Source organism: Defluviitalea raffinosedens (assembly GCF_016908775.1).
GTDB classification, from domain to species: domain Bacteria; phylum Bacillota; class Clostridia; order Lachnospirales; family Defluviitaleaceae; genus Defluviitalea; species Defluviitalea raffinosedens.
On the sequence record NZ_JAFBEP010000012.1, the window covers coordinates 1 to 13,566 of the forward strand.

Here is a 13,566-nt window from a genome sequence, read left to right on the forward strand (position 1 = left end):
TATCGGTTATATGACTCCTCAACAGCTTGAAGATGCTTTAAGAAAAACTGCATAAAAATTTGAGTTTTTGTGTCTACTATATTGACATAAATCCAGTTTCCGCCTACCAGTAATGCGAAAAACATCAATATCAACGGCTCGGGCCATGTAGAGACTGTCGTATTGATGTGTGCGTCCAGCGAAGCTGGCAAATGCTAACAGGTGAAAGTCCTGTAGTGGCAAAGGTAGGGCAGCCACTTAGTCAGTAACCAGCGTATGAAGTAATTCATGCGTTGAAGCGTTACGAAATGCTCTGAAAAGAGCAGACAAACTGACGGGTCGTAACATAAAGTGAATACTGCCGCACCGTTATTTACATTCCTGAAAGGGAACAACAGGGAGTCGAGCTGGGACATCAACAGCGAAGACAGCAGACGGTATGAAGAACCCTAAATGCAATACCTAAGAACCCTGCGGTGTAGAGGTAACGACACGTTAGGAAAGTATTTGCCGGAACTGGAGAGAGCCTACTTTGCACAGTAAACTGTAAAGAGGAAGCATATAAGCGGAAGCGAAGTTGCAATGCTGCAAAGAGGCAGTCAGAAGTGCTCATAGTACCAAGGATTGTACAGACAACAAAACTGTACATAGGGAAGGAGCACAACTTTACAAGAGATTATCTCGTGCAGAGGAAGCCTTACATGCAGTCAAGTGGATTATGGGAAAACTGGAACTAACACTACATAGTGAGAAAACAAGGCTTGGTGATATGTATTTCGGAAAAGACAGCTTTGATTTTTTTGGCTTCAATAATAGATTTCAGCGTTTCAGAAACAAAAGCTGGAAGTGGTATTGGACATTACAGCAGGTACCATCCCAAAAGGCTATGAAGAAAATGAGAGCCAACATCAAAGAGGTGTTTGCAAGTCCAATCAAACTGTTGTTGAGCGTGGAGGAAATGGTGAAGCTACTTAATCCTAAAATTATCGGCATGAGAAATTATTATGCCAGACGGTTTGCCAGACCATGGTTATGGAAGATAGATAAGTATATCAATTTCAAATTTACTCGGTGGTACAATCGGAAGAAACAACGCAATTACAGGTTAGGAAATGCGGCCAAGGTCAGAGAATTGACTATGCAGGCAGGATTGGCTAGTATATGCGGCTGAATGCTGAAGGAAGAAGAATATCGGAAAGCCGTATGCGGGAAAACCGCACGTACGGTTTGATGAGGGGGGGTGGCAATCCCACTACTCTACTCTATCGAGGATAAAAAGATGGTGTTGCCAAAAACATTGATTATCGTAATTAAGTGGATTATTGATGTTGAGCTGCTTACCTACAAAGCTGTGCACAGATTGTCGGATGAATAAATACATCCTCTGATATTATTTATGATGAAAGGAGGTTGTTGGATGGATGCTTTAAGAAGTATGAATAATGCATTAGCGTATATTGAAGAGCACTTAACAGAGGAAATTGATTATAGTGAAGTATCTAAAATCGCTTATTGTTCAGAGTATCATTTCAAGCGGATGTTTTCTTTTTTAGCAGGTATAAGTTTATCAGAATATATTCGGAGAAGAAGACTGACGTTGGCTGCACTTGATTTGAAAGATAATAATTTGAGAATAATTGATGTAGCCGTCAAATACGGCTATAATTCGGCTGATTCATTTTCCCGTGCTTTTCATTCCCTGCATGGCATTCTCCCTTCTGAGGCAAGGAGTGAGAATACACAGTTAAAAGCTTATCCTCGAATGACCTTTCAATTATCAATTAAAGGAGGATGCGAAATGAATTATCGTATTGTTGAAAAAGGACCATTTAAGATCGTAGGATTCAAGAAGAGAGTACCAATTAGATTTAATGGTGTGAATCCGGAAATTGCAGAAATGATTGAACTATTAACCCCTGAGGTCATCAAAAAGCTGAAGGTGCTGTCAAATGTAGAACCAACAGGAATTATTAGTGCATCTACGAACTTCTCGAAAGGAAGAATGGAAGAAAAATGTGAATTGGATCATTACATTGGTGTAGCAACCTCAAGTGATGAAACTGCAGAATTTGATGTATTGAAAGTAGAAGACAGTACCTGGGCAGTCTTTGAATCCATTGGGCCCTTCCCGGAAACACTTCAAAATGTGTGGGGTAGGATATACTCAGAGTGGTTTCCATCTTCAGGATACGAGGCGGTTGAAGGTCCTGAAATTTTATGGAATGAGAGTCCAGATACTGGAAATCCAAAGTATCGAAGCGAAATCTGGATTCCAGTAAAGAAAAAAGACTATTAATTACATTAATATTTATTATTTAGGGTACTCCTAGTAAGAGTGCCCTTCTCGTAAATGATACAATTGGTGGATATATTCCCGCCTTCCCGCCTACTGATAGTGCAAAAAGTGGCGATGACGTGTTTCCGACTACCGACAGTGTAAAAGACATCAATTCACCCCGTTCGTTGCATGTGGAGACAGTTGTGAGACTTTCTCGTAAATAAACAGGATTAAGAGAGGTTGTATTTATAAAATATGTGGTTTTGACTACGATTTGCCAATGCAGAAGTTATGTCATTGGCAAATTTTTTTATTATCAATCCTTTGTAAACTATTTGCCTTGACATAGCTTTCATTGCATGACTATAGGGATCTAGTGTTGTAAATATTTAGTAAGTTTATTGCGGCGGCAGAGTTTTGGTCTTGTTCCCTATTTTGAAGTGATTCTATTCGTAGTTTGGCATGCAATATCGTAAAAAATAGTGTATATTAAATTTTCAGGGCAATAAACTTGATTTCACTAGACGTATCATAATGGTGATTGATCACGTTATGAAATCTCACAACGATATCCTGGAATGGTATCTCGTTACTGGTTTAAGACTTTATCTCAATGTCTTACCTGATCTAGAGAGAAAAGCATTTGAAAGTGAACTGATAGAAATTCTAGTTCAAAGATATTCCATGCAAAAAACGGGGATATTATTTTTAGATTTCCAAGATTCTTTTTTATAGCATATTCGAAAAAGACAAACCGTTAAAATGCTTATCGCTAAAAAGGCATACAACAGAATTTTATTCCATAAGAACTGATAATGGACATTTTCTTTGTTATGATGTTATGACAAAGCCTAAACAGAAATAAGGAACAGATTAAAGAGAAATTCAAGTAGTTTAACGGATTAATTTCATAAATGTATTCTTGTGTAAAAAATAATAGTATTTGAAAATTTATTGATTTTATATCACTTAAATGGTAAAATACAATATGGAAGAAGTATACAGTATCCAATTTTATTATGGTTGATTAAAAACATTAACAAAAAGCCATAGAATAATATTGTGGAAGACAAGATTTAAAAATTAATAATGTTGTATGAAAAGATTGCGGGGGGACTCGTAAGAGTTGAGAAGGTAAAACCTGACCCTTTGAACCTGTCAGTTAACACTGTCGTAGGGAAGCAATGAATTGTTAGATTAATGATGAAATGCGTTCCTTATGAAGGAGCGCTTTTTTTATTACATAGGAAATTCTGTGGAATTTCCTATGTCAAAAAAGCTCTGCGGCAGAATATAGCCTCTCACATATTGTATTTTGTTGATTTTACCGAACGCGTTCGGTGCGAGTGGTTCACAAGCGCAACTCTTATATGCGAAATAATTCTTGCAAAGGCCCCAATTTTCTTATTTTATCTGTATAACACAGTTGTTTTTTGACTAACAATTTTTTGAAGAAACAGTAAGAAAGATGGTGATGCAGTCTATATTCGTAAAATGCTATGAAATCATAGAAAGGAAGAGGAGAAAATGACAAAAGAGGAGATTCAAAATCAGATTGCCCAGACAGTGGAAACTGTAAAAAAGACTAACCCTATGGTAGGTTCCATTACCAATATGGTAACCATTAATCTCGTAGCCAATGCACAACTGGCTGTCGGAGGTTCTGCTGCTATGGTGTATCTGCCTGAAGAAGGAGAAGTTTTGGCTAAATCTGGTCAAGCTATGTATATCAATGTGGGGACACTTTTACCCATTCATGAGGAAATATTACCTTATGTAGCAAAAACTTTACGAGATACTTTCAGATACAATTTCTTGATGAACTTTATAAAGCAAGTGCAGCAGATATAGCCAATAATCCATTTGAAATAGAGGAGGTTTAATGTATGAATACTTTAATTGCAGTGGCCATTGCGCCTTTTGGCATTGGAGATGAACTTTCATCTGAAGTTGCAGAAGTGGTGAAAGTGATTCGAGAGTCGGGATTGCCAAACAGAACCACTTCCATGTTTACGGAAATAGAAGGTCCCTGGGATGAGGTGATGCAGGTGGTGAAAGATGCAACCTTTGCACTGGCAAATAAAGGCATCCGAACGGAAGTGGTGTTAAAGGCAGATATTCGTCCAGGATTTACTAACATGATGAACAGAAAGGTTCAAAAACTCAATGAAATTTTAGGAGAAGAAAATTAGTATTCGCATAAATTCAGTCTTTTAGGGGGATAGATGGAAGTGAGAGAATATTCAACTCAGATGGAAGCCGCAAGAAAAGGAATCATTACAGAAGAACTAAAAAAAGTAGCTGAAAAAGAACTGATGACCGTTGAGGAACTGATGCCATTAGTTGCAGCAGGAAAAGTAGTAATATGTGCAAATAAAAATCATAAATGCCTTGATCCGCAGGGTGTAGGTTCAATGCTAAAAACTAAGATAAATGTGAATTTAGGCGTTTCGAAAGATTACAAAGACTACGATATGGAAATGAAAAAAGTGATGGAAGCTGTCAATATGGGCGTCCATTCAATCATGGATTTGTCTTCCCACGGAGATACCATTCCTTTTCGAAGGAAGTTGATTGCAGAATGCCCGGTTATGATAGGAACTGTACCAGTATATGATTCCGTTATCCATTATCAGAGAGACCTGGCCACCCTTACAGCAAAAGATTTTATTGATGTCATAAGGCTCCATGCTGAAGATGGAGTGGATTTTATCACTTTGCACTGTGGGATTACAAGAAAAACGATAGAACAGATCAAGGAGCATAAAAGAAAAATGAATATCGTATCCAGAGGAGGTTCTCTTGTATTTGCATGGATGTGCATGACAGGTGAAGAGAATCCTTTTTATGAGTATTATGATGAAATCTTGGATATATGCCGTGAATATGATGTGACGATATCCTTAGGAGATGCTTGTAGACCGGGATGTCTTGCCGATGCGTCGGATGTATGTCAGATTGAAGAACTTGTAAGACTTGGAGAGCTTACAAAAAGAGCCTGGGAAAAAGATGTACAGGTTATGATTGAAGGACCAGGACATATGCCGATCGACCAAATAGAAGCCAATATGAAAATACAACAGACGATTTGCAACGGAGCACCTTTCTATGTGTTAGGTCCATTGGTAACGGATATTGCCCCTGGATATGATCACATCACGGCTGCGATTGGTGGCGCCATTGCAGCTTCAGCCGGTGCGGCTTTCTTGTGCTATGTGACTCCTGCAGAACACTTAGCATTACCAAATTTAGAAGATGTAAAGCAAGGGATTATTGCTATGAAAATAGCAGCCCATGCAGCAGACATCGCAAAAGGGGTAAGAGGAGCACGGCAGATTGATGACAGAATGGCAGAAGCAAGAAGAAGCTTTGACTGGGAAGCCCAGTGGGAATGTGCGATAGATCCTGAAACTGCAAAAAGAATCCGTGAAGAAAGGAAGCCAGAGTTCGAAGATACATGTTCCATGTGTGGAAAATTTTGTGCAGTAAGAAGTATGAACAAGGCACTGGCAGGCGAACATATCGATATTTTGTGATTGAGTCCTGGCTAGTGAATTATTAAGTTAACATGATAATTTGAAGAATAAAATTTTTCCAATAAAATAGTGATGGCTGATTGCCAGTATTTCTATTCTGTATTTGAATATAAATACCTTCTGTTTATTAAATCAAAGTGATTTATAACAGGAGGTATTTTTTGCGCAAATATCAATTCAGCATTATTTCTATACTAAATAAATTGATTATTGATAAACTTCTTTTTTTATGTATAATGGTGTATATACACATATAAATACATATGTAAACATACATATAAATATGTAAATATGGATTAAATTCTAAATTCAACTTACAGCTAAGATTTTAATTACCCCCTTCGCCTGATCAGATTAAAAGACTATTAAATCTAAAAATGTAAATTAGGCGGCAAGGTTTATGATGAGAGGAAGAAATACCATGGATACTCAGGAAATGATTAATGAAATCAATAAACTCAAAAGAGAAAAAAAGGCTATCATACTTGCTCACAATTATCAAGCACCAGAAGTTCAAGATATAGCAGATTTTGTTGGGGATTCACTGGGACTTAGCAGAAGAGCTGCCAATACCGATGCGGATATTATCGTTTTTTGTGGTGTACATTTTATGGCAGAAAGTGCAAAGATTTTTTCACCGGATAAAAAAGTTCTTTTGCCGGCATATGATGCAGGATGTCCTATGGCTGATATGATTGATGCGGATCAGCTAAGAGTATTGAAGAAAAAATACCCCAATGTTCCGGTGGTATGTTATATTAATTCTTCTGCGGAAGTTAAAGCAGAAAGTGATATATGCTGTACTTCAGCCAATGCAGTAAAAGTGGTTCAATCCATTGACAGTGATAAAGTTTTATTCGTACCAGATCAAAACTTAGGGAATTATGTAGCGAAACAGATACCCCAAAAGGATGTCATATGTTGGGAAGGATTTTGCATAACCCATCATAAAGTAAAGTGCAATGTATTGGATATGGTTAGAAAGCATAGAAGCAATACAAAGATATTAGTCCACCCGGAATGTAATCCGGATGTAGTTGCAAAAGCAGATTTTGTAGGAAGTACATCTCAAATCATACAATATGTAGAAGAGTCGGATGAAAAGGAATTTGTTATAGGAACTGAGATGGGTGTACTTCATTCTTTAGAAAAGCAGAATCCTGATAAAAAGTTTTACTTGCTTTCCCCGTCGTTGATATGCGTTAACATGAAAAAAACGCGATTGGAAGATGTGTATAGAGCATTAAAAGACGAAATTTATGAAATCGAAGTCGACAAAGATATTATGGCAGCAGCTAAAAACTCTCTTGAAAGGATGCTGAAAGTATCTTAAGGAGTATAGAAGAATGAAGAGAAGGTATCTTGCAAATTTTAACCTGGATAAAATAAAAAGAGAATACTGTGATGTGCTCATCATAGGTAGCGGAGTAGCCGGCCTTTATACATCCATCAATATAGATCCTAAATATCGTGTAATCGTTTTATCAAAGGATATGATTAATGAAAATAACAGTAATTTAGCTCAAGGGGGCATAGCTGCCAGTATCAGTCCCGAAGACAGTATGCTCCTTCATTTTGAAGATACAATAAAGGCAGGCAATAACTATAATGATAAAAAATCTGTACAAATACTGGTGGAAGAAGCTTTAGAAAATGTCAAAAAGCTTATGGATATGGGCGTCCAGTTTGATAAAGATGAAAAGGGAAATATAAAATTAACCAGAGAAGGAGGACATTCAAAAAACAGAATTTTTCACTATCAGGACAGAACCGGGAAAGAAGTCATGAGGGGTTTGACCAAAGAAGCATTAAAGAGAGAAAATATTATCATTAGGGGAAATCAACTTGCCATAGATCTGTTGACACTGGACTTTAAATGCTTAGGTGCTTTAGTTAAAAATGGGGCAGAAACCTATGCAATACTGTCTAAGGCCGTTGTTTTAGCTACTGGAGGGATAGGACAAGTTTATAACTATACAACGAATTCAGTGATTGCTACAGGGGATGGCATTGCTATGGCTTACAGAGCAGGAGCAGAGATCATCGATATGGAGTTTGTACAATTCCATCCAACTGTATTATACAGCCCCAATGATCATAAAAGATTTTTGATTTCAGAAGCTGTAAGGGGAGAAGGAGCTGTACTCAGAAATAATAAAAAAGAGGCATTTATGGGTAAATATCATAAACTTAAAGACTTGGCCCCCAGGGATATTGTTTCCAGAAGCATTTTTAATGAAATGATCAAAGAAAATACTCCTTATGTTTATCTGGATATAACCCATAAGGATGCAGATTTTATTAAAAACAGATTTCCAAGTATCTACCAGGTTTGCTTGTCTAAAGGGATTGATATGACCAAAGACTATATTCCTGTCTGTCCGGCACAGCATTACCTCATGGGAGGCGTAAGAACAGATTATTTTGGAAGGACGAGTATTGAGAGACTGTATGCCTGTGGAGAGACTGCTTGTACGAAGGTTCATGGAGCCAATAGGCTGGCAAGCAATTCTCTGTTAGAAGGTCTGGTATTTGGGAAAAGAGCAGCAGAAGACATAAATCAAACCATAAATAAATTAAAAATAGAAGAGCCTTTGATTAAAAATGACGAAGTTTATGAATCCATAGACCAAAATGAAATTCAGGAAATTAAAACGAAAGTCAGAGAAACAATGGGAAGAAATGCTTTTATTTTTAGAAGCAAAGAAGGATTATATGCAGCCTTATATATGATGAAGGAAGTATTAAACCGGTTACAAGCTTGCAGTGAAGACAGCAAGGCATTTTATGAATGTTTTAATATTGCAACAGTTGCGTATTTGATTATTCAGGCTGCTTTAAGCAGGGAAGAAAGTATAGGCAGTCATATGATGATAAATAGGGAGGAATCTAAATGCTTAATTGGATTTTAGTGGATGAAATCATAAAGAATGGATTAAAGGAGGACATTAATAACATTGATATAACGACAGACACTTTAATAGATGATGAAAGTAAGTCAGCAGCACAGCTGCTAGCTAAAGAAGAAGGGGTTATAGCAGGACTTAATGTCTTTGAAAGAGTATTTAAGATATTAGATCAAGATGTAGTGGTTAAATTTAATGTTAAAGATGGAGATAAAGTTGACAAAGGTACTGTGATTGCCCGAATAGAGGGAAGCACTAAAGCCATTCTTAAAGGGGAAAGACTTGCCCTTAATCTGCTTCAAAGAATGTCAGGCATAGCTACTGTATCCAGGAAATACAGCGATATTGTTAAAAATTTTCCTGTAAGAATAGTGGATACCAGGAAAACGACTCCTGGACTTAGAATTCTTGAAAAATACGCTGTGAGAGTTGGAGGGGCTTATAATCATAGATTCAATCTGTCAGAATCGGTTTTGATTAAGGATAACCATATTGTTGCAGCAGGTGGAATTAAAGAAGCGATCCATAATGTTAAGGGGAAAATATCTCATACGATTAAAGTTGAAATTGAAGTTGAAACCATAGAAGGACTTAAAGAAGCCATTGAAGCTGGAGCAGATATGGTTTTACTTGACAATATGAGCCTTGAAGAGATGAAGAAGGCAGTTGAAATAGGCAAAGGAAAAGTTATTCTGGAAGCATCCGGAGGAATTACCCTCGATGATTTGGTTGATGTTGCCAAGACCGGTGTTGATATTATATCCGTTGGGGCATTAACCCATTCTGTAAAGGCTATGGATATAAGCTTAAAATTTATAAGTTAATGATATTATTTTTTCCATATGTGAATCCAAACATCTCCTGTTGATATCAGTATATAACAGGAGATGTTTATTTCTTTTATAGAATTAAATAAATAAGAATAAGTATTGTTTGTATAATTATGAATATTTTATTTTTTTATTGTATATATGTTGGAAAAATGATATAATCAGGAAGAGAGATGGAAGGTCATTTGTAATAAGTCCTTTAATTTTTCTAATATTTTAATACTTTTTATGGAATGTCTTTACTAAAACAAGTAAAGGTTCTTTTTCTACAAAGATATGCAAGAGATATTAAAAGTGAGTAGAAAATTAATTCAAAAAATATTAAGTTGTTTAGGGAGCAGACATATGGAAAAGAAAGAAAAAATTTTTGCTTTTACAGAAATAATGCTTGTAGTCATATGGATATTATGGGCGGCAGACCTTGATTGGACAAAGAAGTCAATTCTTGATTATTTAATTATAGCATTAATTCCAGTTAATATAATTTTGTGGATTATCAAGGCTGTATTGATTATTAAGAGAAATAGACTTATAGAAGAAAGGGATAAAAGCCTAAAAAGTATGGGATGAATAAATGGTATTTATTAGTCTGTATTTCGGTAGAGTTAGCTCTTGTTGATGTTAGTTTACAACAGGAGTTTTTTTATGTGAAGAAAGGTGTAAGTGTTTAGTGAATACTTACAACATTTATACTTTTTCCATGATGCAAAGCGATTTTGGAAAATCATCAGACCAGTACGGAAAAACTGTAGATAAAATAGAAACATAAGGTAAAAAAGGAATGAGTAAAGCTTGATTAGAAAAGACTTATTTTTCTTATAGACTTAGTAAGGAAGTTTATAGTAAAATATTAAAAAAGATTTCAGGTATGAGATAAAGTTCGAAAACCAATAAAAAAGTTGTGAAAAATATGGGGGGATCACGTGCTCAAGCAAAGGCTAAGAGGCAAAGTGTCTATTATTTCTAGTTATGTTGAAATCTACATAAGTCTAATTATTTTAGTCGGGATTGTCATTTTATCAATAGGGTTAGTACAAGATTTGTTTCAAATGGTTCAATCATTTTGCAATGGGGCTACACTATTAAGTACGGAAGATTTTTTGAATCATGCACTCCAGTTGATTATTGGGGTTGAATTTATCAAGATGTTGGCAAAGCATACGCCAGGAAGTGCTGTTGATGTATTATTATTTGCTGTTGCCAGAAAGTTAGTAACGAACCATGGATCTATGTTGGATGTGCTTATTGGTGTTTTGGCAATAGCCATATTATTTGCTGTTCGAAAGTATCTTAGTTCTTATACTTATAAAAGCAGCAAAGGGATACTGGTAAATGGTGGAGTTTCTGTAATGGATATCAATAGTAAGATGGGCTTAAATATTCCAACTGATTTAGGACATACCGTTGCAGGTATTGTTGCAAATTATGCAGAACAGCATGAGGAAAGAGTTAAGCCTGGTTATGAAGTAGAATTATCGAATCTAAAGTTAGTAGTCTATTCTATGGATGAAGATTTAATTAAGCAGGTAGAGATTATAAAAATGAATAACTAAGTTTAGGTGTAAGTTGATTAAATAATGATACCTATTTTCATAAATTTCATATTGTTACGTAGGCGCCTTCTGTTTGCATGGCTTGCAACAGGAGGTATTTTTTTGGAACAAGTATAGAATGGTGTCAAATGGAGAAACTTATCATGTTCTTTAAGAAAGAGTAAATAAATGTGAAGACAGTGATATTTATAAAATATTTTACTGAGATGAGAATAAATGTAACAAAAATCAAAAAATAAAAAATTTTATTGAGAATCGGGAATGGATTAAGTATAATAGATTTAAGTATTTTCAATATAAATATTGAGAGTACTCAAGCTAAGTCAGAAAATTATTATCATTTTATAAAAAACATAGGAGGATGGATAAGATGTTAAATCCCGAGATAGTTAAACTTTTAAATGAACAAATCAATAAAGAGTTTTTTTCTGCTTATCTGTATATGGATATGGCAAATTATTATGCGGATCAAGGTTTGAATGGTTTTGAAAACTGGTTTTTTGTTCAAACACAGGAAGAAAGAGATCACGCATTATTGTTTAGACAATATCTTTTAAATAATGGTGAAAAAGTTGTTTTAACAGAAATCGCTGCTCCAAATGAAAAGTATGAGAACTTTAGAGAGCCTTTGGCAAAAGCTTTGGAACATGAGCAGTATGTAACCGCTTCCATTAATAAAATATATGAAGCTGCTTTTAAAATCAATGATTTCAGAACAATGCAGTTCCTTGACTGGTTTATTAAGGAGCAAGGGGAAGAAGAAAAAAATGCGGATGATAATATCAAAAAGTACGATCTTTTTGCCGGAGACCCAAAAGGCTTATATATGCTGGACAATGAATTGAAAGCCAGAGTATATACGGCGCCTTCTTTAGTATTGGATTAATTTCACATTTCTTAAGTTATATTGCACCTTCTGTTGATTCTAAATTACAGCAGGAGGTGTTTTTTTATTTTCTTGAATTTTTGCAATCATGAACTTATAATAAATACTAACATGTAGAAATTCCTGAAATTATATAAATTTATATGCCAGATTGCAGGTGATATGATGTTAACATATGATTTTGAAAATGTGAAAGAACCGCTCTATGAATATATTTATAAATGTATAAAATCTGACATCGTATCTGGAAACCTGAAACCAGGAGAAAAGCTTCCCTCCAAAAGGACTTTTGCCCATAACAATGGGATTAGTACCATTACCATTCAAAATGCATATGATCAGTTAATCAGTGAAGGATATGTATACAGCTTACCGAAGAAAGGATATTTTGTAGCAGATATTGATGTCAGGACAAGCACACCCAAAGAAGCAAAGATTACATTGGATATTAAATTACCAGAAGAAAAGGCAGTATATGATATTGATTTGTCCAATAATGAAATTAATCCTGATAACTTTCCTTTTTCCATTTGGGCAAAACTATCCAGAGAAATCATATCCAATAAGAAAAAAGAATTGATGGAAGCATCTCCTACCGGAGGGAAATATGAAGTCAGGGCTGCGATCGCAGAACATTTGAAATCATTCAGAGGAATGCTAGTAGATCCGAACCAAATCGTAATAGGTGCTGGAACGGAATATTTATATGGGTTAATAATACAACTTCTGGGAAAAGATAAAAGTTATTGTATAGAAAATCCAGGCTATAAAAAGCTTCTTCAAATATATAAGCAGTACAATATCGAATGTAAATTTGCAGATATGGATGATATGGGTATTACTGTTGATGGACTAAAAAAATCAGGGGCAGAAGTGGTGCATATTAGCCCTAATCATCATTTTCCTACAGGAATTACGATGCCAGCAAGCAGAAGATATGAAGTACTGGCCTGGGCCAATGAAAAAGATGACCGATACATCATTGAAGACGATTATGACAGCGAATTTAGGTATAATGGAAAGCCAATCCCAACACTTTTTAGCATAGATGCCTGTGAAAAAGTAATTTATATGAATACATTTTCTAAGTCTCTCACGTCAACCATGCGTATCAGTTATATGGTATTGCCTGTGCATCTTGCTAATAGATTTTATGAACAGTTATCCTTTTATTCCTGTACAGTTTCTAATTTCGAGCAATATACATTGGCAGCATTGATCAACAAGGGTTATTTTGAAAAACATATCAACAGAATGAGGCTTCATTACACAAGGCAAAGAAAGTTGATCATAGACACGATAATGAAAAGCAAACTCGGGAAGAAGTGTGAAATCATAGAAAATGATTCTGGATTACATTTTTTGATTAAGCTCTATACCCATTTATCCGATCAGGAGGTTACAAACAGATTAAAGAAAAAAGGTATTCAAATGAAAGCTTTATCTGAATATTATCTGGAACCAGAGAAAAGCAAGCCCCATTATTTCATTATCAATTATTCTAATATTGATATAAGTAAAATCTCTGAGGCTTGTGAGACAATTTATTCTATTTTAGAATGATGGATAAAGATTTACAGACATTTATAATCAAGTGA

Annotated in this window: 14 protein-coding genes and 1 riboswitch; all 14 genes read left to right on the forward strand. The window is 35.4% G+C overall.

Annotated features, from left to right (window positions below):
• Positions 1–556: 556 nt before the first annotated feature.
• The 14 genes from JOD07_RS09490 (at position 557) to pdxR (ending at position 13,531) form a co-directional block, all read left to right on the forward strand.
• The gene (locus JOD07_RS09490) at positions 557–1,150 is read left to right on the forward strand and encodes a group II intron maturase-specific domain-containing protein (protein ID WP_243429297.1); all 594 of its coding nucleotides are present in this window, start codon (positions 557–559) and stop codon (positions 1,148–1,150) included.
• A 69-nt stretch (positions 1,151–1,219) separates the two neighbouring features.
• Positions 1,220–1,354, forward strand: a complete 135-nt coding sequence (locus JOD07_RS15675; protein ID WP_274596587.1) for a hypothetical protein — start codon at positions 1,220–1,222, stop codon at positions 1,352–1,354.
• Positions 1,355–1,396: 42 nt separating this feature from the next.
• Positions 1,397–2,275 carry an AraC family transcriptional regulator gene (locus tag JOD07_RS09495; protein WP_158740925.1) on the forward strand — a complete coding sequence of 293 codons (879 nt, stop codon included), beginning with the start codon at positions 1,397–1,399 and terminating at the stop codon, positions 2,273–2,275.
• A 516-nt stretch (positions 2,276–2,791) separates the two neighbouring features.
• A complete protein-coding gene (locus JOD07_RS09500) occupies positions 2,792–2,992 on the forward strand; it encodes a hypothetical protein (RefSeq protein WP_204613672.1) in 201 nt (66 codons plus the stop codon).
• Between the two features lie 364 nt (positions 2,993–3,356).
• A riboswitch (TPP riboswitch) is annotated at positions 3,357–3,455 on the forward strand.
• 329 nt (positions 3,456–3,784) lie between these two features.
• Positions 3,785–4,108 carry a hydroxyethylthiazole kinase gene (locus JOD07_RS09505; protein WP_204613681.1) on the forward strand — a complete coding sequence of 108 codons (324 nt, stop codon included), beginning with the start codon at positions 3,785–3,787 and terminating at the stop codon, positions 4,106–4,108.
• 35 nt (positions 4,109–4,143) lie between these two features.
• On the forward strand, positions 4,144–4,449 hold the full coding sequence (locus JOD07_RS09510) for an MTH1187 family thiamine-binding protein (RefSeq protein ID WP_158740919.1): 306 nt from the start codon (positions 4,144–4,146) through the stop codon (positions 4,447–4,449).
• A gap of 39 nt (positions 4,450–4,488) precedes the next feature.
• Positions 4,489–5,793, forward strand: a complete 1,305-nt coding sequence (thiC, locus tag JOD07_RS09515; RefSeq protein ID WP_204613786.1) for a phosphomethylpyrimidine synthase ThiC — start codon at positions 4,489–4,491, stop codon at positions 5,791–5,793.
• Between the two features lie 403 nt (positions 5,794–6,196).
• Complete coding sequence (nadA, locus tag JOD07_RS09520; protein ID WP_330636234.1) at positions 6,197–7,126, forward strand: quinolinate synthase NadA; 930 nt, start codon at positions 6,197–6,199, stop codon at positions 7,124–7,126.
• A gap of 13 nt (positions 7,127–7,139) precedes the next feature.
• Positions 7,140–8,705 (forward strand): L-aspartate oxidase, encoded by a 1,566-nt coding sequence (nadB, locus tag JOD07_RS09525; protein ID WP_204613683.1) that lies wholly within the window; start codon positions 7,140–7,142, stop codon positions 8,703–8,705.
• A complete protein-coding gene (gene nadC, locus JOD07_RS09530) occupies positions 8,687–9,523 on the forward strand; it encodes a carboxylating nicotinate-nucleotide diphosphorylase (protein ID WP_204613697.1) in 837 nt (278 codons plus the stop codon). The genes nadB and nadC overlap by 19 nt, the downstream gene beginning before the upstream one ends.
• 351 nt (positions 9,524–9,874) lie before the next feature.
• Positions 9,875–10,099 carry a hypothetical protein gene (locus tag JOD07_RS09535; protein WP_158740914.1) on the forward strand — a complete coding sequence of 75 codons (225 nt, stop codon included), beginning with the start codon at positions 9,875–9,877 and terminating at the stop codon, positions 10,097–10,099.
• Positions 10,100–10,452: 353 nt separating this feature from the next.
• Positions 10,453–11,082, forward strand: coding sequence for a transporter associated domain-containing protein (locus JOD07_RS15825; RefSeq protein WP_158740912.1), 630 nt, complete (start codon positions 10,453–10,455; stop codon positions 11,080–11,082).
• 370 nt (positions 11,083–11,452) lie between these two features.
• Complete coding sequence (locus JOD07_RS09545; protein ID WP_158740910.1) at positions 11,453–11,968, forward strand: ferritin; 516 nt, start codon at positions 11,453–11,455, stop codon at positions 11,966–11,968.
• A 165-nt stretch (positions 11,969–12,133) separates the two neighbouring features.
• Complete coding sequence (pdxR, locus tag JOD07_RS09550) at positions 12,134–13,531, forward strand: MocR-like pyridoxine biosynthesis transcription factor PdxR (RefSeq protein WP_204613699.1); 1,398 nt, start codon at positions 12,134–12,136, stop codon at positions 13,529–13,531.
• Positions 13,532–13,566: the final 35 nt, after the last annotated feature.

Excerpts from the sequence above, each read along its gene's own strand:
- JOD07_RS09495 (WP_158740925.1), top strand. The coding sequence starts at position 1,397 with ATGGATGCTTTAAGAAGTATGAATAATGCATTAGCGTATATTGAAGAG.
- JOD07_RS09500 (WP_204613672.1), top strand. The coding sequence starts at position 2,792 with ATGGTGATTGATCACGTTATGAAATCTCACAACGATATCCTGGAATGG.
- JOD07_RS09505 (WP_204613681.1), top strand. The coding sequence starts at position 3,785 with ATGACAAAAGAGGAGATTCAAAATCAGATTGCCCAGACAGTGGAAACT.
- JOD07_RS09510 (WP_158740919.1), top strand. The coding sequence starts at position 4,144 with ATGAATACTTTAATTGCAGTGGCCATTGCGCCTTTTGGCATTGGAGAT.
- nadA (WP_330636234.1), top strand. The coding sequence starts at position 6,197 with ATGAGAGGAAGAAATACCATGGATACTCAGGAAATGATTAATGAAATC.
- nadB (WP_204613683.1), top strand. The coding sequence starts at position 7,140 with ATGAAGAGAAGGTATCTTGCAAATTTTAACCTGGATAAAATAAAAAGA.
- nadC (WP_204613697.1), top strand. The coding sequence starts at position 8,687 with ATGCTTAATTGGATTTTAGTGGATGAAATCATAAAGAATGGATTAAAG.
- JOD07_RS09535 (WP_158740914.1), top strand. The coding sequence starts at position 9,875 with ATGGAAAAGAAAGAAAAAATTTTTGCTTTTACAGAAATAATGCTTGTA.
- JOD07_RS09545 (WP_158740910.1), top strand. The coding sequence starts at position 11,453 with ATGTTAAATCCCGAGATAGTTAAACTTTTAAATGAACAAATCAATAAA.
- pdxR (WP_204613699.1), top strand. The coding sequence starts at position 12,134 with ATGTTAACATATGATTTTGAAAATGTGAAAGAACCGCTCTATGAATAT.